This is a genomic window from Planctobacterium marinum, from assembly GCF_036322805.1.
GTDB classification, from domain to species: domain Bacteria; phylum Pseudomonadota; class Gammaproteobacteria; order Enterobacterales; family Alteromonadaceae; genus Planctobacterium; species Planctobacterium marinum_A.
Genome location: NZ_AP027272.1, coordinates 1,986,780 through 2,006,990 on the forward strand (window position 1 = coordinate 1,986,780; position 20,211 = coordinate 2,006,990).

The 20,211-nt window shown below is 45.1% G+C and carries 17 protein-coding genes; 13 read left to right on the forward strand and 4 right to left on the reverse strand.

Annotation, left to right across the window (positions count from 1 at the left end; genetic code table 11):
• Window positions 1-23 precede the first annotated feature (23 nt).
• Window positions 24-2,255 (reverse strand): YgiQ family radical SAM protein, encoded by a 2,232-nt coding sequence (locus AABA75_RS08880; protein WP_338292257.1) that lies wholly within the window; start codon window positions 2,253-2,255, stop codon window positions 24-26.
• A gap of 152 nt (window positions 2,256-2,407) precedes the next feature.
• Here AABA75_RS08880 and AABA75_RS08885 point away from each other — a divergent pair, with 152 nt between their 5' ends.
• From AABA75_RS08885 to AABA75_RS08915, 7 genes are all read left to right on the forward strand, one after another.
• The gene (locus AABA75_RS08885; RefSeq protein WP_338292258.1) at window positions 2,408-3,748 is read left to right on the forward strand and encodes a serine hydrolase domain-containing protein; all 1,341 of its coding nucleotides are present in this window, start codon (window positions 2,408-2,410) and stop codon (window positions 3,746-3,748) included.
• Between the two features lie 185 nt (window positions 3,749-3,933).
• Window positions 3,934-4,185 carry a 30S ribosomal protein S16 gene (gene rpsP, locus AABA75_RS08890; RefSeq protein WP_338292259.1) on the forward strand — a complete coding sequence of 84 codons (252 nt, stop codon included), beginning with the start codon at window positions 3,934-3,936 and terminating at the stop codon, window positions 4,183-4,185.
• 22 nt (window positions 4,186-4,207) lie between these two features.
• On the forward strand, window positions 4,208-4,732 hold the full coding sequence (gene rimM / locus AABA75_RS08895) for a ribosome maturation factor RimM (protein WP_338292260.1): 525 nt from the start codon (window positions 4,208-4,210) through the stop codon (window positions 4,730-4,732).
• Complete coding sequence (gene trmD / locus AABA75_RS08900; protein WP_338292261.1) at window positions 4,732-5,523, forward strand: tRNA (guanosine(37)-N1)-methyltransferase TrmD; 792 nt, start codon at window positions 4,732-4,734, stop codon at window positions 5,521-5,523. Before rimM ends, trmD begins: the two co-directional genes overlap by 1 nt.
• Entirely contained in the window at window positions 5,516-5,875 is a 360-nt protein-coding gene (rplS, locus tag AABA75_RS08905; RefSeq protein WP_338292262.1) for a 50S ribosomal protein L19, read from the forward strand. Before trmD ends, rplS begins: the two co-directional genes overlap by 8 nt.
• Before the next feature lie 486 nt (window positions 5,876-6,361).
• Window positions 6,362-8,965 carry a TonB-dependent receptor plug domain-containing protein gene (locus AABA75_RS08910; protein ID WP_338292263.1) on the forward strand — a complete coding sequence of 868 codons (2,604 nt, stop codon included), beginning with the start codon at window positions 6,362-6,364 and terminating at the stop codon, window positions 8,963-8,965.
• A gap of 108 nt (window positions 8,966-9,073) precedes the next feature.
• A complete protein-coding gene (locus AABA75_RS08915; RefSeq protein WP_338292264.1) occupies window positions 9,074-9,355 on the forward strand; it encodes an acyl-CoA-binding protein in 282 nt (93 codons plus the stop codon).
• A 62-nt stretch (window positions 9,356-9,417) separates the two neighbouring features.
• On the opposite strand, the gene AABA75_RS08920 is transcribed toward AABA75_RS08915, so the two are convergent.
• Together AABA75_RS08920 and AABA75_RS08925 are read right to left on the reverse strand one after the other, a co-directional pair.
• A complete protein-coding gene (locus tag AABA75_RS08920; RefSeq protein WP_338292265.1) occupies window positions 9,418-9,837 on the reverse strand; it encodes an SRPBCC domain-containing protein in 420 nt (139 codons plus the stop codon).
• The gene (locus AABA75_RS08925; RefSeq protein ID WP_338292266.1) at window positions 9,834-10,157 is read right to left on the reverse strand and encodes an ArsR/SmtB family transcription factor; all 324 of its coding nucleotides are present in this window, start codon (window positions 10,155-10,157) and stop codon (window positions 9,834-9,836) included. The genes AABA75_RS08920 and AABA75_RS08925 overlap by 4 nt, the downstream gene beginning before the upstream one ends.
• 166 nt (window positions 10,158-10,323) lie before the next feature.
• Between AABA75_RS08925 and AABA75_RS08930 the strand changes: the two genes are divergently transcribed.
• The 3 genes from AABA75_RS08930 to AABA75_RS08940 are packed head-to-tail and all read left to right on the forward strand — an operon-like array spanning window position 10,324 to window position 14,510.
• Entirely contained in the window at window positions 10,324-11,856 is a 1,533-nt protein-coding gene (locus AABA75_RS08930; RefSeq protein WP_338292267.1) for an AbgT family transporter, read from the forward strand.
• 46 nt (window positions 11,857-11,902) lie between these two features.
• Window positions 11,903-13,909 (forward strand): TonB-dependent receptor plug domain-containing protein, encoded by a 2,007-nt coding sequence (locus AABA75_RS08935; protein ID WP_338292268.1) that lies wholly within the window; start codon window positions 11,903-11,905, stop codon window positions 13,907-13,909.
• Window positions 13,899-14,510: a DNA-J related domain-containing protein gene (locus tag AABA75_RS08940; protein WP_338292269.1), complete on the forward strand. Its 612-nt coding sequence runs from the start codon at window positions 13,899-13,901 to the stop codon at window positions 14,508-14,510. The genes AABA75_RS08935 and AABA75_RS08940 overlap by 11 nt, the downstream gene beginning before the upstream one ends.
• On the opposite strand, the gene AABA75_RS08945 is transcribed toward AABA75_RS08940, so the two are convergent.
• Window positions 14,500-16,782 carry a putative bifunctional diguanylate cyclase/phosphodiesterase gene (locus tag AABA75_RS08945; protein ID WP_338292270.1) on the reverse strand — a complete coding sequence of 761 codons (2,283 nt, stop codon included), beginning with the start codon at window positions 16,780-16,782 and terminating at the stop codon, window positions 14,500-14,502. The two genes, AABA75_RS08940 and AABA75_RS08945, sit on opposite strands and share 11 nt — an antisense overlap.
• 322 nt (window positions 16,783-17,104) lie before the next feature.
• On the opposite strand from AABA75_RS08945, the gene AABA75_RS08950 reads away from it, so the two are divergent.
• The 3 genes from AABA75_RS08950 (at window position 17,105) to AABA75_RS08960 (ending at window position 20,195) form a co-directional block, all read left to right on the forward strand.
• Window positions 17,105-18,196 carry a 3-deoxy-7-phosphoheptulonate synthase gene (locus AABA75_RS08950; protein WP_338292271.1) on the forward strand — a complete coding sequence of 364 codons (1,092 nt, stop codon included), beginning with the start codon at window positions 17,105-17,107 and terminating at the stop codon, window positions 18,194-18,196.
• Between the two features lie 9 nt (window positions 18,197-18,205).
• Window positions 18,206-19,384, forward strand: coding sequence for a bifunctional chorismate mutase/prephenate dehydrogenase (tyrA, locus tag AABA75_RS08955; RefSeq protein WP_338292272.1), 1,179 nt, complete (start codon window positions 18,206-18,208; stop codon window positions 19,382-19,384).
• 127 nt (window positions 19,385-19,511) lie between these two features.
• Complete coding sequence (locus tag AABA75_RS08960; protein ID WP_338292273.1) at window positions 19,512-20,195, forward strand: DUF3667 domain-containing protein; 684 nt, start codon at window positions 19,512-19,514, stop codon at window positions 20,193-20,195.
• Window positions 20,196-20,211 lie beyond the last annotated feature (16 nt).

A 20,211-nucleotide genomic window follows, 5' to 3' on the forward strand; every position in this document is an offset into this window, starting at 1 on the left:
CAAGTACCTTTGAAAAAGGCCCGTTATCGGGCCTTTTTGGTATTACTCTTATTCGATTTTTTATTAAAAGGTTGGTCACTACTAAAGCGGGTTAATGCTGTTTGTGCGCGGCCTCTGCCTTTCGCGTGGGCTTTATTAACTGATTTGCGTTCATAGTCTTTTTGCGCTTTACCCTTCAACTCACTTTTGCGCTCCAGCGGTACCAGGTGTTTGGGACCATTACCAATCAGATGCGCTTTACCCATCTTTTTCAGTGCTTCACGTAGCATCGGCCAGTTGGCCGGATCATGGTAACGCAAGAAGGCTCTGTGCAAGCGACGATGCCGCTCACCTTTGGCGATACTGACACCCTCACTTTTTTTGGTCACCTTGTGAATAGGGTTCTTTTCCGTGTGGTACATAGTGGTGGCATTCGCCATGGGCGAAGGATAAAAGTTTTGTACCTGGTCTAGTTTGAAATTATTTTCTTTCAGCCACAACGCCAGGTTAAGCATATCAATGTCCCGTGTTCCGGGGTGGGCTGAAATAAAATAGGGGATCAGGTATTGCTCTTTACCTGCTTCTTTGGAGAACTTATCAAATAGCTCTTTAAAGCGATAATAGGTGCTCATACCCGGTTTCATCATTTTGCTGAGCGGGCTTTCTTCAGTGTGCTCCGGTGCAATCTTCAGATAACCACCAACATGATGAGTGACCAACTCTTTTACATAGTTGGGATCTTCAATGGCCAGGTCATAGCGCACGCCTGATGCAATGAGGACTTTTTTAATGCCTTTAACATCGCGTACTTTGCGATACAACTCCACCGTCGGCGTTTGGTCAGTATCCATATGGCCGCAGATATCGGGCCAGACGCAAGATAAGCGGCGACAGGTTTGTTCTGCTTTAGCACTCTTACAGCGCAGCTTATACATGTTGGCAGTAGGGCCGCCTAGATCAGAAATAACCCCTGTAAAGCCGGGTACTTTGTCTCGAATTTGCTCCACTTCCCGCACAATGGACTCTTCTGAGCGGCTTTGAATAATTCGTCCTTCATGTTCAGTTATAGAACAAAAAGTACAGCCACCAAAACAGCCACGCATGATGTTCACCGAGGTTTTAATCATGTCGTAGGCGGGGATTTTTTCCTTGCCATAACTGGGGTGGGGCACACGTGCGTAGGGTAAGTCGAATACTGCATCCATTTCTTCAGTTTCCAGCGGATACGCAGGAGGATTGATCCAGATACTTCTGTCACCATGGCGCTGCATCAATGCACGGGCGCAGCCCGGATTGGTTTCTTGGTGCAGTATTCTTGAGGTGTGTGCATAGTGGGTTTTTTCATCACGCACTACTTCAAAGGCTGGCAATTTCACGTAGGTTTTGTCCCACGGCTTGCGTCTCGTTGCGCGAGGATTGAATGGTTGCACGCTGATAGGCTGCGCAGCATCGCTAGCTACGTCACTTTCTTTTTGCGTACTACAGTTCTCTTCCCATTCCTGATATGGACTTGGGATGGGATCAATTTTACCAATCTTATCCACGCTAGTGGAGTCCACTCCCAACCATCCGGGCAATGCTTGTTTCACGATGATTGCGGTACCCCGAACATCTTGCATTGCGCTGATATCTTCACCGTTGGCCAGGCGATGGGCGATTTCTAACAGTGGTCTCTCAGCGTTACCAAACATCAACATGTCGGCTTTGGAATCAAACAGCACTGAGCGCCGTACTTTGTCTGACCAATAATCGTAATGGGCGATACGGCGTAAGCTGGCTTCGATGCCGCCAATGATGACAGGCTTTTTATAGGCTTCTTTGCAGCGCTGAGTGTACACGGTAACAGCGCGGTCAGGGCGTTTCCCGTGCACATTACCGGGTGTGTAAGCGTCATCGTGGCGCAGCTTTCGGTCGGCAGTGTAGTGGTTGATCATGGAGTCCATGTTGCCTGCCGTGACGCCGAAAAACAGATTGGGTTCGCCTAATGCCATGAAGGCATCTTTGGATGTCCAATCGGGCTGGGCAATGATACCGACACGAAAACCTTGAGCCTCCAATGTGCGGCCGATAACTGCCATGCCAAAGCTGGGGTGATCCACATAAGCATCACCAGTTACCAAGATGATGTCGCAACTGTCCCAACCCAATTGCTCCATTTCATGCCTTGTCATAGGTAGGAAAGGAGCAGGATCAAAACAAGACGCCCAGAATTTTGGAAAAGAAAACAAGCCCCGCTCAGCTTTCATGCGCTCAACAGGTTTTTTGACAACCGCCATACATACTCACATTAATAGAAACTGAGCTAGTTTATCAAAATTTTATGAGGGAATATTCAGGTTTATTCGAGCATCGTTGCCGAATTTTAAAATGGCTGTAAAAATAAGAAGTTATCAATATTAACAGTCATCAAACTTAAAGAGATTAGTCATTGAAAAAGGTCTTCATTGTGATACTTGTGCTGGTAGCACTGCATTTTGTTACTCGCTACAGTCTTGGGTTTTCTGTTTATCGCCTAGGTGATGCGTTAGAGGTATCTGCCAGTTTGGGGGCAAAAATTGCTTGCTCTGCCCGGTATGTTTCCGGGTTTGATGAATCGCTGATAGTAGAAGACTTGGCTTCTTATTCTCCGGCAACACGATTGCTGGACATTGTATATGATGATGCTGAAAAGCGCGTTACTGCAAACATGTTGGGGCTGGCAAGTTATACCGGACAATACCGAGATGGCCTTGGTTGCACACTAGAGATTGGTGATACGACAGCGCTTGATGCTTTGCAGGTGAAAAAAGTTGAAGCTGAAGCGGCGCCCTGGCCGCAAGGCAATCAAGTTAGTACGGTACAGGATAATTATCAGCAATTAACTGACCAAATTCTGCACCAGGACAATCAGGGAGGATTGCAAACCCGTGCCTTATTGGTGGTTAAAGACGGACAGGTGGTGGCAGAGTCTTATGCTGAAGGCGTTGACAACCAGACTCAACTGCTCGGCTGGTCGATGGGGAAAAGCTTGACTGCCATGATGCTGGGTCGCATGCAGACCCTGGGGCTAGTGAATTTGCAGCAAAAAGCCGGATTTGCACCATGGCAATCTGATGCGCGACAGGAAATCACCCTGGAGCAACTCTTGACTATGTCATCTGGCCTGAAGTTTAACGAAACTTATGCTCCAGGTAGCGATTCAACTCGCATGTTATTTACCGCGTATAGCGCCTCAGATGTCGCCCTGACGGCAACCGCGGAAAAATCACCGGGTAGCTATTTTTCTTACTCTTCAGGCACTACCAACATTCTTATACGATGGATGCGGGATGAGTTGGGTAGTAATCAGGCATTATTAGATTTTTTCCACAATGAGATCCTGCAGCCTTTAAGCATGGCAGATACCACCTTTGAAGTGGATCCTAGCGGTGTGTATGTTGGCAGCTCTTATATATTTGCAACGGCGCGAGACTGGGCAAAGATGGGTTTTTTGATGTTGCGAAACGGAACCTGGCAAGGACAGCAACTTTTGCAAAAAGATTGGGTAAGTGCAGCTCAGAAGCCGATTTCTGCCGAGAATTATCAAAAATACGGTTATCAGTTTTGGTTGAACCAAGGCGGCGAAGAGCTTCGTTGGAACAAGATCCCGGCTGATGCATACATGATGATGGGGAATCGCAAACAAGTGGTGATGATAGTCCCTTCAAAGCAATTAGTGTTGGTTCGCTTGGGCTGGACTTCCGGAAGCTATCCCACAGAAGATAATTTTGCGCGCTTAATTGCATTGTAAATCCTCGTTATTTCAATAATTAACTTGCAATCAAGCCCAAAATCCGTACAATTCGCGAGCCTTTTTTCCGGCATTTGCCTGACTCTTGTCAGATGGGTAATGGAACGAAGGTAAAGTTGACGTTAACGTTAGTAGCTTCTGCTTTGCGTTGATAAGGCAGAACTAATAACGATTTTGAGGCAATTATGGTAACTATTCGTTTACAACGTGGTGGCGCTAAAAAAGCCCCCTTTTATCAAGTAGTAGTGGCTGATAGCCGTATGAAGCGCGATGGTCGTTTCATCGAAAACATCGGTTTCTTCAACCCTACTGCACGTGGTCAAGAAGAAAGACTACGTTTAGACCTTGACCGTGTTGAGCACTGGGTAGGTCTGGGCGCTGGTTTATCTGACCGCGTATCTCGTTTGGTTAAAGACGCGCGTAAAGCGACGGCTTAATCTGCGAATAGTGTAGGGCGTTATGGCATCTGAAACGGTTACATTAGGCAAAATTGGCGCACCTTACGGTGTGAAAGGTTGGTTTAAAGTAACATCCTACACAGAAGAGTTAGATGGAATATTCGATTATTCCCCTTGGTTGTTGTTACAAGGTGGGGAAGTAAAGGAATACACAGTGGAACACTGGAAGCACCACAACAAAAGTTTGGTGGCTAAACTGGAAGGCGTCGATGACCGGGATGCGGCGGAAGCCATTAAAAATCTGGAAATCAGTGTCGATTCAGAAGTGTTACCGCAATTGGACGAAGACGAATTTTATTGGCGCGAGCTGATTGGCATGACCGTGGTGAACACAAAAGGTTATGACTTCGGCAAAATCGAACAGATGTTCGAAACCGGTGCTAATGACGTCATGGTGGTGAAAGCCAACGTGAAAGATGCTTTCGGCCAGAAACAACGCATGATCCCCTATCTGTATGAGCAGGTTGTTCTGGATGTGGATCGTGAGGCAAGAACTGTCACAGTTGACTGGGACCCGGGTTTTTGATGAGTGAACAGCATTGGTTTGGATTCGTTACACTGTTTCCAGACATGTTCGACCCATTTTTAACTCAGGGAGTCATTGGTAGAGCTGTCAAAAGTGGGCGCATTCACGCACAGTGTTTCAACCCACGCGACTATACGCATGACAAACATCGTACAGTTGACGACAGACCTTACGGTGGTGGACCCGGCATGCTGATGATGGTGCAGCCATTAACAGATGCAATTAACGCTGCGCAAGCTGCAGCGGGAGGCGATGCCAAGGTGATATACCTTTCGCCTCAAGGTAGTACTCTGAATCAGCAAAAAGCGAAGCAGTTAGTGCAGAGCAACAAGCTGATTTTGGTGGCGGGTCGGTATGAAGGTATCGACGAGCGAGTGATTCAGTCCATGGTGGATGAAGAAATCTCTTTAGGTGACTTCGTCTTAAGTGGTGGTGAGATTCCGGCAATGGCCCTTGTGGACAGTGTCGCAAGACTTATCCCCGGTGTGTTAGGGCATGAACTTTCAGCAGAGTGTGATTCATTTGAAGACGGTTTGCTGGATTGTCCCCATTACACCAGACCAGAGGTATTGAATGGCGAGCAGGTGCCAGCGGTACTGCTAAGTGGCAATCATGAAAAGATAAGACGGTGGCGTCTAAAGCAGTCTCTTGGGAGAACCTGGCAAAGACGTCCCGATATGTTTAAAAAACTGGCTCTGACTGAGGAGCAAGGCTCACTCCTTAAGGAGTTCCAACAAGAAGTCTTGCAGCAAGATGACAGTTATACCAGTAAGCGAGGAAAAGATGAGTAAAGTCAGTCAAGATATCATCAAGCGCATCGAGCAAGAACAACTGAAAACAGACGTTCCTGCTTTTGGCCCGGGTGACACAGTTGTTGTTCAGGTTCGCGTAAAAGAAGGTGATAAAGAGCGTCTTCAGGCTTATGAAGGTGTTGTAATTGCTAAGAAAAACCGTGGTTTACATTCTTCATTCACTGTTCGTAAGATCTCTAGCGGTGAAGGTGTTGAGCGTGTATTCCAGACTCACAGTAAGCAAGTTGATAGCATTGAAGTGAAACGCCGTGGTGCGGTTCGTCGTGCTAAGCTTTACTACTTGCGTGGTCGTACTGGTAAGGCAGCTCGTATCAAAGAGAAGCTTAACTAAGCAAACTGTGAATCAGCAGAACCTAACATTTCTGCTTAAACCAATAATGTTATCGTCAACTTCGAAAAAGCCCGCGTCAGCGGGCTTTTTTGTATTTGTCCGCTCCCACATCTTTAGCTTTAAATTATTTTTTTACCAACAAATAGATAAAATCGTGAAGAAATCCTTACATTACTGGTTACAAATTGTAAATAAATCGAGGTGGTGATTTTGTTGAAACTCAACCCTGTACATCTCAAAGAACCGTTAAATAAGCGCGCTAAGTGGGATTTAAAACTACCAGTAGTCGAATTTTTAGATTTTTCGGGTGTTTAAATTTTCCACAATGTTGCATTGTTTCGAACCCTTTGGCAAAAATTGATACCTTTAGGTTGGTTTACTTACCGTTTCAGTGTGTTATAAGTTCCATCGCAGCTAAGACTGCGCAATAAAAAAATCCGTTATTTGCCTCTGAGAAGGCTCATGCGAAAATAAAAAGGAAACAACATGACACACAACAAGAACGTCAAATTAACGTTGGCGGCTGTCGCAGTATCTGCTGCGTTTGCCAGCACCGGGGTACAAGCCCAGGAACAGGACAGTATTGAGAAAATTTCGGTTACGGGCTCTCATATTCGTCGCACAGATATGGAAGGTCCCTCACCAGTCGCCAGTATCGATGCTGAACAAATTGCTAATACCGGTGTAACAGACCTTATTGGATTATTTACCAAATTGCCTATTTCCGGCCAAGGTACTTTCTCTACACAAGGCAATAGCAGTGATGATACTGCTAACGGTGGCTCCAGTGTTTCATTGCGTGGTTTGGGCGCCGATTCTACCTTAATTTTGGTTAACGGACGCCGCGTTTCAGTGTCACCGTTTGCGAAAGGGATTGATACTGCGTTTGTGGACATCAATAACATTCCACTGGCGGCCATCAAGCGCGTAGATATTCTTAAAGATGGTGCTTCTGCTACTTATGGCTCTGATGCTATTGCTGGGGTAATCAATATCATCTTGAAGGATGATTTTGATGGTTTTGAGATTTCTGCCAAGTACGGTGATACTGCAGATGGTGGTGGTGAAGAGCAGAACCTCAGCGTAGTATTCGGTACAGCCAGTGACAAAGCCAGCCACACCTTTATTTTGGATTATTTTGATCGCGAAGAAATCATGTATTCCGACCGTGATTATTCTCGCTCTGCTAACCAAACCGCATTGCGTCCTAACGATCCAGACGCGGTTGATTTCAGAAGCTCTTCAGGTATTCCCGGCACAATCGCACTGGCCAGTGACCCCACAAACCGCATGCCTGATACCTTTGGCAATGACGTGTGTGCACCAGAAGATATCGTAGGGACATTGTGTCGCTATGACTATGCACCTCACATGACGTCAGTGCCAGATTCCGAGCGCTTTAGTTTTAATTACATGGGCAAGTATGAGTTAAATGATACGGTAACAGCCTTTGCAGAGTTGAATGGTCAGAATTCCAAATCTATCGTGCGTGGTGCAGCAAGCCCAAGCTTTAATGAGTTGTTCATGTCTGGTGATAACCCCAATCACCCATTTGCCGATGACCCTACACATCCGTTTTTCGGACAAGACCTGACTATGCGTCGTCGTACAGTGGATATTGGTAATCGTGAAAAACGCGTAGACACTGATTACTATCGCACCATTTTAGGCCTTGAGGGTGAGTTCGGTGACTGGAACTGGGAAGTAGCATACAGCTACATCAAGAGTGAATCTGTCGAGCGTGGTGTCGATGGTTTCCCTAATTCTATCCGTATTCAGGATGCTATTGATTCTGGCTTGTGGAACCCCTTTGAGCCTTCTTCAAATACTCAAGAAGCGTTGGACTACATTGAAACCAATACCACTCGTGTTGGTAAATCCACTAACAAGTCTATTGATGGTGTGATCTCTGGTCCGGTAATGGATTTGGCAGGAAATGATGTGATGTTGGCTGTGGGTGTTGAGTATCGCGAAGAATCGATTTCTGATAACCCTGATGAGCAGTTTTTGCGCGGCGAAGTTTTCGGTACCGAAGCAACGCAAGCCAATGGCGAGCGCGATAGTACCTCTATTTTCGCCGAGGTTGCTTTGCCATTTACGGATACCTTTGAAGCACAAATAGCGCTGCGTCACGAAGACTACAGTGATTTTGGTACTACTACCGATCCTAAAGTGTCGTTCTTGTGGTCACCTTTAGACAACTTGTCACTGCGCGGTTCTTGGGGAACGGCCTTCCGTGCACCGTCTTTACATCAGTTAGGTTTGGGTCGTACTGATGAGTCACCTAACCTGGTAGATACTATCCGTTGTAATGCCGTAGGCCTTGCTTGTGATCCACAAGAGTATACCGCGGTATTCGAAGGGAACCCGAATCTGGGACCAGAAGAGTCCACTAGTTATAACCTGGGTATGATCTATGAGATTTCTGAAGACCTGAGTTTCTCTCTGGATTATTACAGTTACGATATAGAGAATATCATCGATTCTGATACGCAGTTTGTATTCTCCAACTTTGGTGATGATCCAAACGTGGTTACCCGTTTGCCTACCGCAGATCCGAGTGATCCGGGTGAAGTGGTGCAGATCTTTGATTCTTTCCAGAATATCGGTGACCTTGAAACCACAGGTTTAGATTTAGACCTGCAATATTCTCTTGAGTCTTCGATGGGTGATTTCCGTTTCGGTTACGTGATGAACTATGTACTGAAGTACGAAGAGTTGCGTCCGGATGCTAATGGTGGCAAGCGCGTTGCCTTGTCAGAAGGGCAATTTGAGCAGCCTGAAATCCGTTGGACTACATCTATGGACTGGTCAAAAGATGATTGGAGTGCTGCGTTGGCAGTGAACTACATCGGTGAGTTCGACGGCGACGCTGATTCAGGTTTTGGCGACAAAACTGTGGACTCTATGACTACAGTTGACTTGACGGTAAATTACATGGGGGCTGATAACGCCGTATTTACCTTAGGTAGCACTAACTTGTTCAACGAAGAGCCTCCTTTCAGCCATCATGACTTCTACGGTTTTGTGAATACCATTCACAGCAGCCAAGGGCGTTTTGTTTATTTGAAAGGCGCGTACAAATTCTAATTAACACTTAGTGTTTTATGTTTAGAGCCCTCAGCAATCTGGTGAGGGCTTTTTTATTGCATCAGACAATATTGAAACCCCAGGTTTTGTTGTCTAGGATTGCTATCAGTGAATCAACAAAAAGCGAACACATTTATGTCATTACAAGAAGCATTTGAACAAGCCAGTACTGAATCTAAACAGTTACCTCAGCGCCCCAGTGATGAGGATATGCTGAAAATTTATGCGTTGTTTAAACAAGCAACCGCTGGTGATGTTACAGGTGATAGACCTGGGATCTTTGATTTTGTCGCTGGTGCGAAATACGACGCTTGGGCAGAACAGAAGGGCAAATCATCAGACGACGCCAAACAGGAATACGTTGATTTGATCAACAAACTCAAAGGTTAATCTGGCGAGAATGCAGGCCGAATAATCGGCCTGATTCACCTCTTGTCTCTAAAAATCTATTGTTAGCTGAGAAACTCTACAAGGTGCCTCAGTTCCTGATGCCAACCCTGAATATTCATTTTGCGGTGTTGCTTTTGCTTAAAGCCTGATTCAATCAAAATCAGGTGGGTTTTACCGTTGACCGTGCGGTTTAAGGTCCATTCCACCAGAGTCGCTTCAGATGCTTCGAAAGGTACATCAGGATCGTTCATCCACATATACGCGAAATAGTTTACCGGGTTAACTGAAATCACTTTCATGGCGTATCTGCCTTCACACATTGTACGCCACTCAAAATAACCTTCGTTACCTTCTTGTAGTTCGAATGCGGCGGTGTCACCAAACCACTTCGCAATTTGGTCTGGCTGGGTGATAGCATCCCAGACTTTTTCGATTTGCTGGTTGAAGGTCATTTCGCGCTTAATAAAATCAATATCACTCATTCTATGTCTCCTTTATTCAGATGCTGTTTTAATCGAATCAGACGTTCATCCCACTCTTCAGCAATGGGGGCTAGCCATTGAAAGGCCCCACTAAAAGCATAGTGTTTTAAAAAATGGCGTTTCTCTTTGCCCTTAAATTCGGCTTTGACAGCTCCGGATTTAACCAGAACATTCAGGTGTTTAGTTACTGCTTGCCTTGAAATGCCAGTATCGGCGGTTAACTCTTTTATAGATAATCCCGTTTTTGCAGCCTGATAACTACTGAGTCGCTCAATTATATTGCGCCGTGTCGGGTCGGCCATTGCTTGAAATATATCCATCTGAAAGTGGTAAATTGTCATTCTGTGAGTTTATATATGCAACCCAATGGTTGCATGTCAAGGTTTTATGTGGAAAAAGTGAATAAATGCGCTGTATAGGTTTTAACAATGTGGCGCTTTGTGCCAAAATTTGTCGCGGAATTATTAAAACAATATTGGAACTCCTATGTCTGACACTACCTGGGTGACCCGCGCGCTAGATAAAGTAGAACGCGTTGGTAACAAACTCCCTGATCCCGCCGTAATCTTTTTAATTAGTCTGGTTATTGTTTGGGTACTCTCAGCGTTGCTTTCGGGCGTGCAATTTGATGCCATCGACCCAAGAACTGGCGAGGCTGTTGTAGTCAACAACTTATTAACGGGTGCATCGCTCGCTGATTTTCTGTCGCGCATGGTGACTATTTTTACTGGGTTTGCACCGCTTGGCGTAGTGTTAGTGGCTATGTTGGGAGTCGGTGTAGCTGAGCACTCTGGCTACATCAACGCTGGCTTGAAACGTATGTTGGATTCAACGCCTAAAATGCTTTTGACTCCCTCGGTAATTCTAATCGCTATCGTTAGCCACACGGCAACCGATGCAGGATACGTGCTTGTTATACCCTTAGCAGGTGTCATTTTTTATGCCATGGGCCGACATCCATTAGCAGGTATTGCTGCTGCTTTTGCTGGTGTAAGTGGCGGCTTCAGCGCCAACTTTATTCCTTCAGCGATTGATCCCTTATTGCAAAGCTTTACTCAAAGTGCTGCACACATTATCGATCCGTCGGTGCAGGTGAATCCATTGAACAACTGGTTCTTTAATTCGGCTTCCAGTTTGTTGATCATTTGTGTCGGCTGGTATCTGACAGATAAAGTGATTGAGCCTCGTTTAAAAAATACGCCGGTGGATGGCGACCCTAACGAAATCCCTAAATTTGAAGATCTCAACCCGCAACAAAGTAAAGCCTTGCGTTTCGCTACTTTTACAATGTTAGCGGGCATTGCTTTATTAGTGGCAATCCTCATCCCTGAAAACTCTCCAATGCGCGCTCCTGACGGCGAGCTTACTTCTTTCGCCGCACCGGTAATGCGCTCAATCGTGCCGCTTATTTTCTTGTTGTTTGTCATTCCGGGCGTCGTATACGGCTACATGGCAGGTACCTTTAAAACCACAAAAGATGTGATTGGGGCCATGTCTAAGGCGATGGGCAGTATGTCCTACTATGTGGTAATGGCGTTTTTCTGTGCTTTGTTTATTGATGCCTTTGGTAAGTCTAATCTAGGCGCTTTATTGGCTATCGAAGGGGCGCAATTCCTGAAAGCCATGAATTTACCAAGTATGGTGACCATCGTCGGGCTGATTTTCCTCACGGCTTTCGTGAATTTATTTGTCGGCTCATCGTCGGCGAAATGGGCGCTGTTGGGACCAATATTTGTGCCCATGTTAATGCAGTTGAATATTTCACCAGATTTAACTCAGGCGGCTTACCGTTTGGGGGATTCGTCTTCCAATATCATTACGCCTCTCATGCCGTACTTCCCGTTAGTGGTGGTTTATTGTCAGCGTTATGTAAAAGATACGGGTATTGGGACGTTGCTTTCATTGATGTTACCGTTTTCTGTGACTATTATTTGTATCTGGACGGTTTTCTTATTGATTTATTGGGGCTTGGGATTGCCGTTGGGTTTACAGTCGAGCTATGTTTATCCGGCCCCTTGATGATTGAAGCGGGCGCTTAATCGGCGCCCGCTTCCAGCGGAGCAATATGCTAAAGCGACAGATTTTTCATTTTGTAAGTATTTTATCAGCACTGATTGTTCCGCTTAGTCACGCCCAAGATGTTGAAGATGTCCCACTAGATAGCTTGATGGAGCTGTCTTTCGACGAACTTTTTGATGTTGAAATCAGTATTGCGAGTATCGCACCTCGTAATATCAATGATGCCCCTTCCACGGTAAGTGTGTTTACTCGCAACCAAATAGATGCTTTGGGTTTTCAAAATGTTCATGAAATTCTCAATTTAGTACCGGGGTTCCAGATGGCCCGTGGCGATTGGGTTGGTGCAGTGCCCAAAGAGCATGCCCGTGGTGTTTATCTGGACAATGGCTATTTATTGTTTTTGATTGATGGCCAAAGGGTCAATGAGCTGTCTTTTGGCAAAGCATCGGTTTACATGCCCTTTATGGCATTGGATCTGGTGGAGCGAATTGAAGTTATTCGCGGCCCTGGATCGGCAATTTACGGCAGCAATGCGTTTATGGGCGTGGTAAATATCATCACCCGAAAAAGTGATAATTGGGCTCAATTGGCAATCGGCGAAAATAATGCCACTAAGTTCAACGCTGGTATTAGCTGGCAATCAGAAGAAATGAATATCAATTTACTAGCTGATATTCGCAGCAGTGATGGCAATACCTTTAATTCATTGTCTTCGTCAGCATACAAAGACCCGTCAGAACATCAATTCTTAAGCGCTGGATTGCAATTCAGGGGCTTGCAAGCAAATGTGCGGTGGAATCGTTCTGAGTTAGATGAGTTTATTAATTTGGGAGGGGTACATCCTGATAATGCCCATCGTTCCGAGAACATTGCCTGGTCACTTGCCTGGCAAAGTGAACTGACTGCTAAGACACAATTGTCTGTTAAAGCACAATACACTGAACATGAGATCGAATCCGGTGGGAAAGTATTGGATGCCGATAATGTTGACTTCATTGATGAAGACTTTTTAACAGGACCCTTTTGGATAACCGATGATCTTGAGTTATCACTGGACATTACCCATCAAATTTCCGACGTGTCATTGTTGAATGTTGGGCTGGAGAGTCGCAGGGCGAGACAAACTCAAGCTGGTACTGTCACGAATTATCTTGATTTTGACAGTAATCTACTGACATTGTCTCCGGAGTATTTTCTAGGCGCTCCACAGTCTTTTGCTACCCAAGGCGTTAATGCGGTATCGCCCTTAATTTCCAAGCAAGATACGCGCAGCGTATACGTACAATACAGCTACCAAATAAATGAGGCTTTTGATATCTACATCGGTGGACGCTACGATGATGTTGCCGACATAGATTCAAAGCTATCCCCAAGAGCATCATTTAAATACCAGCTCAATGAGCAAAATAGTATTAAACTGCAATATGGTGCGGCTTTCAGGACGCCCGTGACCAATGAGTTATTCTCTGAAGATTTGGTGACCATTGGCAACCCCAACCTGAAACCTGAAGAAATTACCACCCTGGAACTCGTATGGCAGCGTCAAGCAGAAAACAACAGGATAGAATTTGTTTTATTCAACAACGAGTTAGACGCTTTTGTGAATAAAGTGCCACTGAATAATGCCTTAGGGCAGTCTACCTTCCAAAACGTGATTAAAAAATCTATTTCTGGTGCAGAGTTGGCTCATAAATCCAGATTTAGTGATGAACTGGAGTGGTTTGTTAATGTGACATCGCTGTTTGATGAGCCAATTAATCCCAGTTATAAACGCTTTCTCAGTGCTGGCTTGGTTTGGCAAAGCGAGCTCATTCGCATTAGCTCAGAATTCTTGTGGCGGGAAGAGCTAGTGGTTGAAGATGTGTTTCAGCATGGCAGTTACTCACTTTGGAACGCCAAAGCGCATTACCAAATGTCTGCAAAGTGGTCGTTGGCACTTACCGTTAGCAATCTCTTCGACAAAGCTTATTGGGTTTATGAACCACGTCTGGCAAACAATGCGATGCCCGGCTATGGGCGTGAGACCTGGCTAGGCGCAACCTATGCGTTTTGAGCAAACGTTACTCTTAGATGCCCTTAAAGTTATTCTTGCCGATGGCAAATCACGTAAAGAGTTTGAATTGTTGCAAGCCTTGCAAGAACCACCTTGGGAAATTTTCGCAAAGAATGCCCTAACCAGCGAGTTACAACTTTTCCAAACCCACTTCACCTTATTTCACTGTCTCTATCAATTACAAGATATCTGGCTATCAGATGGGGAGGGCTACCTTAAAATCTCAGCTTTACATATCCAGCTGATGTCAGAAGATTCAGTGAACTTAATCGATGATGGCGAACAAAAGATAAAAGCTTACTACAACGACTGGCGGCACTTTTCCGAGACAACGGAGCGTGATGTAGAAGAATTATTAGATAGATTTTGGTCTGCCTTTGGGAACTTGGCTTACTGGGCTATTCCGGCTCAAGAAGACGTAAAGCAAGCCTTGGCTTTTTTTACTTTACCTGATAACGCTCCGTGGGCTCAAATTAAACGCTGCTATCTTAAGTTTCAATTACATAATCATCCAGATAGGGGCGGCGATGCGCAGCTCAGCAAAGCCGCCGCAAAACATTTTGATGTGTTAAAGCGGCAGGAAAAAGCGGTTATTGGATAGCGTTTGCATCTTGACTCTGAACCTGAGAGTTAGCGGCCGAAAATTGCTGGAAATCTATGAATTCCAAGGGTTTGCTAAAAAAATACCCTTGGACTTCGTGGCAACCTAATTTGTGCAACAAACTCCATTGAGATTGCTCTTCCACACCCTCTGCGATGAGCTTAAGATTTAAGTTTCTACCCAAGTTAATAACCGTTCTAACGATGGCCTCATCGTCGCTGTCTTGATGCATGTCGCGCACGAAAGACTGGTCGATTTTCAGTTTATCGATAGGGAACTTTTTTAGATAACTCAATGAAGAATAACCCGTACCAAAGTCATCAATTGCCAGCAATATGCCTAATGACTTTAGGGCTTGAAGAGTTTCGATGGTTTGACTTTCGTTATTCATGATAACACCTTCGGTGATCTCCAGCTCCAGATTTTCTGGTGGTAATTTTGACTCCTTCAGTACACGCTTCACAGTATCCAAAAAGTCTCTTCGAGCAAACTGTTTCGGGGATATGTTGACAGCTGTAACCAGGTGGGTGTTTCCTACATCATAAAGCTGTTTGGCTTTGAAGCAGGCCTCACGAAGGATCCAATCGCCTAAAGCTACGATCTGTCCGGATTTTTCAGCAAGTGGAATAAACTCTCCAGGAGATACCCAACCAGACTCTCTTGGCCATCTTACCAGTACTTCTGCACCAATGAGTTGCTTACTTGCAATATCCACTTGAGGTTGAAAATGTAAGCGGAACGACTGTTTATCAATAGCTTGCTTCATGTCTTCTACCATCGAGGACTCTTTGGCAACCCGTTCCCCCAAACTCTTATCGTATAGGAAAGTAAACATATCACTTTGAGGTTCAATCGCATCCAGTGCATGCCGAGCCGTACGCAGCAGATCTTCCAAACTTTGGCCATGATTCGGATAACGTGTTACCCCGTAGTGTAGTTGTGGTTGATACTGAAAGTGGAATAAGGCGCAGGCAACGTAGTTTTCTAGCTGATTGATGAACACTTCTGCATGAGAACCATCCGGATCATTGTCTATCACTACTGCAAAGTTATTGTCACTAATATGAAATTCCATAGAGGTTGTTTGGTTAAACTGCTTAACTACCTCGGATACGGAAGACGCCAATTGATTGACCACTTGCTGCGCACCTTGAAAACCCTTGGTAATTTGCAGTTGGTCAAAATCAGACAAGGCGATTAATAAAAATGAAAAGGGTTTGGTAAAATTTTTACCAGTAGTGCGTTTTAGAATGTACTCTCGTAATGCGTATTGGTTGCATAAACCTGTTTCTACATGGTGAGTTGCCTGGTATTGCAGATCTTTTTCGGCCTGTTTTTGCGCGGTAATATCCGTAACGTGCATGTCCCACTGCCGTACATCTGTCAGCCAGTGCAGGCCACACTTTAAAACAGTACCATTTATTTCCAGTTCAAATAATGTTGAGTGATTTTCGTTGTCACAGACAAATTGTTTTTGCTTATTCAACTGAGGAGATAGAGCTTGTGCAAAACTCAGTTGAGTCTCCCCCAATTTGTGCCAGAGCTGTTCACTGGCTGGATTGTGAAACGTAATTTCATTATTCTCGCTAAAGGACATTACGGGGTTGGGATTGCGTTTGGGGAAAAGTGCTAGTCGATGGCTAAAAGCGGCGTTTTGCATGGCAGATTTAATGGCTCTGGCTACGATAAAGGCTACCATTAGTAGGATCGCAAAATGTATAAAAACCAGGTGGCGAACCTGATAAGAACTCTCTTCGACAGCGTTTTGCATTGTAGCCACTTCGCGGCCAATATTGTGTTTGATGGTTTCAACATGTGGCAAGATCGCCCGCCGTTGGGCGCTTATAGCCGCGAGTTGCTCTCGCGCCAGGTCCCAGTTAGTAAAGCCTGCCATGTTGTCATTAAATGCTTCCGCAATGGGGAGGATTTCCTTCAGCTGTCGTTGGATAGTGGCGAGCCCGGTATGGTTTTGATAATCCTCTTGCAAAGTCATCAGCCGGGCATTGGCATCCAGTTCCGCATTTCGATATCCGGTGTGGTAAAGCGCACTATTTTGGGTGGCGTAATACTCGTATAAATACCGTTCCTGGCGGGTCAGGGCGCTTTCAAATTTTTGCAGTGCATCATAAGTGGGTAACTGAGTTTCTACTAGTTCGAGTGTGGTGAAAATGATTTTTTCACTGCGCCAATACACTAATGAGCTGATGATTGCTCCCACTAATATGATCAGAAAGAAAGTTGTGTTTATACGTCGATTTGAGCTTCCGCCCACTGTATTCCCTTCACTGAAGTGCGTGCTTATTAATGCTTGACCGAGTTAACTGTATTTAGTGTTCAATGTGGTAAAAAATAAAAATCAAAGTTTTTACTTGTTCTTTAGATATCAAGATGTTAAAAAGTCAACAAATAACGCTAATTAATTGTTTTTTAGCTGTAACGATTTAATTACAAATGCTGCAAGTAAAAACACTCACAAACTTTTTATTTAATAGCCAGCTCGGCTATTACCGCACTTATTTCTATTATTATTGCTAAGCCTCTATTAGCTGACCCCTTTATCTTTCTTTTTTACACTTTAACAACCAGGTACCAGTATGCATAAGGATTCAATTGATAACGTCCATGTTTCAGCAGAAGACGTTTTAGTGACCCCGGAACAACTACAACAGCAAATGCCAGTTAGTGATCAAGCGCTGGCTAAAATTGGTGAATCACGCCAGATTATCAGTGACATCATTCACCGCAAAGATCACCGTTTGCTGGTGATTTGTGGTCCTTGTTCTATACACGATGTCGATGCTGCAAAGGAGTATGCGCTAAAGCTTAAGCGAGTTCAGGAGTCTTGTATGGATAGCCTCTACGTTGTGATGCGGGTGTATTTTGAAAAGCCCAGAACCACCGTAGGGTGGAAAGGCCTGATAAACGATCCCCACATTGATGATAGTTTTGATATTGATACTGGGCTGCGTAAGGCGCGTGAATTATTAATATGGTTGGCTGAGCATGAAATTCCGGTGGCCACTGAAGCATTGGATCCCATTAGCCCGCAATACCTGGCGGAACTCTTTAGCTGGGTGGCAATCGGTGCGCGCACCTCTGAATCGCAAACCCATAGAGAGATGGCGAGCGGTCTGTCAATGCCTGTTGGCTTTAAAAATGGCACCGATGGTAGCTTGGATATCGCCATCAACGCGTTGCGTTCAGCCGCTTCACCCCACAGCTTTATGGGTATTAACAAGCAAGGGCAGGTAGCGATGATCCGCACCCAAGGCAACCCTGACGGTCACGTAATATTGCGCGGCGGCAAACAACCAAATTATGACTCAGTATGTGTGGCTGATTGTGAAGAGCAACTAACAAAAGCCAATCTGACAGCTGGGTTAGTGGTGGATTGCAGTCATGCAAATTCCGGAAAAGACTATCGCCGTCAGCCACCAGTAGCACAAAATGTTGCCAATCAGATCCTGGAAGGAAACGAATCTATTATTGGTATTATGCTGGAAAGCCATTTGAAATCCGGCAACCAGAACAGTTCTGGCAAAACAAAAGAGGAACTGGAGTACGGCTTGTCAATCACCGATGCTTGTATCGATTGGGAAACTACAGAAAAGTTACTTAGAGATATCCGTGAAAAACTGATAACTGTGTTACCTTTGCGATTAAACCGAATGAGCAAAGCAAGCTAGGATGGTGGCATGACGCGCGAAACTGAGAATAGTCAACAATCAGATGAAAATGAGCAGCAGCTTGATTTGGGCCAGTTAAGACAGCAAATCGATGCTCTGGACAGTGAATTGGTACAAATACTGGCAAAACGCTCCGTGCTGACTCGCAAAGTGGGTGAATTTAAAAGTAAAACTGGCTTACCCATTTATGTACCTAGTAGAGAGGCGCAATTACTGGAATCTCGCAAGGCACAGGCCAAAGAGGCTGGTTTATCTGAGAGCCTGATTGAAGACGTACTGCGTCGTGTCATGCGGGAGTCCTATCAAACCCAAAATAAACAATATCTGTGCACTCGCCCTGATATCAAAAATATTGTGATTGTAGGCGGAAGAGGGGCGTTAGGCTCAAAATTCGTTACCTTATTTGAGCGCAGTGGCTACCAAGTTGATGTAATTGACAAAGGTGATTGGCACAGTGCCGAAGCGCTTTTTAGTACCGCGGGGTTAGTTTTGGTGGCGGTGCCGATTCGACAAACTGAGCAGGTGATCCGCACCTTAGATAGCTTGCCGAAGGATTGTGTACTGGCTGATATTACCAGTGTAAAAACCGGACCAGTTGAGACGATGTTAGCTACCCACAAAGGACCTGTAGTAGGACTTCATCCTATGTTTGGGCCTGATGTGCCGGGGTTGGTGAAGCAAGTCGTTGTGGTATCTCACGGTCGCGAGGCTGTGCAATACGAATGGCTGTTAGAGCAGTTTCGCATCTGGGGGGCTGCACTGATTGAAAGTGAGCCGCAAAGACACGATGAAGCGATGGCCTTTATTCAGGTAATGCGCCACTTCAGTAGCTTTGTATACGGTGCTCATCTGGCAGGAGAAAATCCCTGCCTGACGGAGCTTTTGCAACTCAGTTCACCGATTTACCGCCTTGAATTGGCTATGGTAGGGCGGCTATTTGCGCAAGACCCGGTTTTATATGGCGATATCATTTTCTCCAGCGATACGGGTAAGGCGTTACTCAAGCGTTTTCATGGGCGCTTTGACGAGGCCATGGCGTTACTGGAATCAGGTGACAAGCAGCAGTTCGTCAATCAGTTCAATGATATCGCTCAGTGGTTTGGTGATTACGCCAATCAGTGTTTGGCTGACAGCAAAAAACTGCTGTTAAAAGCAGACGATGACAGAACCCTGGAAACCGGAGTTTAGTCAATCTCGAACAAGTAACAGTGAGGCCGCTGTCTAGCGGCTTTTTTCTTTAACGGCGTTTTTATTTCAATGGGTTGGCTTCTCTGTCAAAATTGGCACATCTCTAATAACAAAGGCAGAACGTCTTATGAATAAGTGCGCTAACTGTCAGCAGTTGCTCGCGAAAAATGCAAATTACTGCGGGAATTGCGGGCAGAGCAGCAAAGAGTTAAGACAACCGTTCTGGCAGTTTTTACGTGATTCACTGCATGAATTACTGGATATTGATGGCAGGCTCATGCTTACTCTAAGAACGCTATTGTTTAAGCCTGGTTTTGCTTCATTTGAATTTGCTCAAGGCAAAAAGGTTAAATATACACCGCCTCTGCGTCTCTATTTAGTGGTGAGCTTATTATTTTTCTTGATCTTGGGCTCCTTTAATAATCTATTACCTGATGGGGAGTTGCGCAGCCAGAGCGCCACAGAAACCTATTCTCGTATCATGTTTGTTCTATTCCCGGTATTTGCTATTTATGTAGGAGTATTTTTCCGACAGAGTTATTTTCTTGCAAATCTGGTCTTTTCAATGCACCTGCACACTATCGCTTACCTGGCACTTTTAGTTATTGGCAGCCTTGAATCAATGGAGCAGCGATCTCCACTCTTCGTTTTTTTACAGGTTTTTCCAGCCGCCTATTTTCTCTGGTATGTGCTGGCCGCGTTTAAAACTATGTTTCAAGAATCCTTCTTGAGTACGATACTCAAATCTGGCGCGATTTATTTTGTTTACATGGCAACGCTGGGACTGGTGTTTGATGTGATCCTGGGTTGAGTCATTCACTTAATTA

Coding starts and splice junctions, on each gene's coding strand:
- AABA75_RS08880 (WP_338292257.1), bottom strand. CDS start 2,255: ATGGCGGTTGTCAAAAAACCTGTTGAGCGCATGAAAGCTGAGCGGGGC.
- rpsP (WP_338292259.1), top strand. CDS start 3,934: ATGGTAACTATTCGTTTACAACGTGGTGGCGCTAAAAAAGCCCCCTTT.
- rimM (WP_338292260.1), top strand. CDS start 4,208: ATGGCATCTGAAACGGTTACATTAGGCAAAATTGGCGCACCTTACGGT.
- trmD (WP_338292261.1), top strand. CDS start 4,732: ATGAGTGAACAGCATTGGTTTGGATTCGTTACACTGTTTCCAGACATG.
- rplS (WP_338292262.1), top strand. CDS start 5,516: ATGAGTAAAGTCAGTCAAGATATCATCAAGCGCATCGAGCAAGAACAA.
- AABA75_RS08910 (WP_338292263.1), top strand. CDS start 6,362: ATGACACACAACAAGAACGTCAAATTAACGTTGGCGGCTGTCGCAGTA.
- AABA75_RS08920 (WP_338292265.1), bottom strand. CDS start 9,837: ATGAGTGATATTGATTTTATTAAGCGCGAAATGACCTTCAACCAGCAA.
- AABA75_RS08925 (WP_338292266.1), bottom strand. CDS start 10,157: ATGGATATATTTCAAGCAATGGCCGACCCGACACGGCGCAATATAATT.
- AABA75_RS08930 (WP_338292267.1), top strand. CDS start 10,324: ATGTCTGACACTACCTGGGTGACCCGCGCGCTAGATAAAGTAGAACGC.
- AABA75_RS08935 (WP_338292268.1), top strand. CDS start 11,903: ATGCTAAAGCGACAGATTTTTCATTTTGTAAGTATTTTATCAGCACTG.
- AABA75_RS08940 (WP_338292269.1), top strand. CDS start 13,899: ATGCGTTTTGAGCAAACGTTACTCTTAGATGCCCTTAAAGTTATTCTT.
- AABA75_RS08950 (WP_338292271.1), top strand. CDS start 17,105: ATGCATAAGGATTCAATTGATAACGTCCATGTTTCAGCAGAAGACGTT.
- tyrA (WP_338292272.1), top strand. CDS start 18,206: ATGACGCGCGAAACTGAGAATAGTCAACAATCAGATGAAAATGAGCAG.
- AABA75_RS08960 (WP_338292273.1), top strand. CDS start 19,512: ATGAATAAGTGCGCTAACTGTCAGCAGTTGCTCGCGAAAAATGCAAAT.